Consider the following 310-nt stretch of genomic DNA (forward strand, 5'->3'; position numbering starts at 1 on the left):
TCCAGGGCTCTTAAAAAAATTGAATCTCCCGTTAATGTCAACATGATATTTCTCCTTTAAAGACCTGTCTTGCAGGTCCGGTGAGCCAGATATCTTTGTAAGATGCCCCAACAGGAGTGAATTTTACCGAAAGTTCTCCTCCCGGGGTGGAAAGGTGAACGGTTGAGGCCGAAGTTCTGCCGGAAGCATGAGCCGCAAGGGCAACAGCTGTAACCCCGGTGCCGCAGGAAAGGGTCTCATCTTCTACTCCCCTTTCATAGGTGCGTACTTTAAAGCTAGCTTCATCAATAAGAGCTGCAAAATTCACGTT

General features: G+C 47.7%; 1 pseudogene. It reads right to left on the reverse strand.

What is annotated here, in order from left to right:
* Positions 1–37: 37 nt before the first annotated feature.
* Positions 38–310 (reverse strand): annotated as a pseudogene (locus tag HC175_RS22470) (diaminopimelate epimerase); the annotation flags it as partial.

This window comes from Salinimicrobium oceani, from assembly GCF_012037645.1.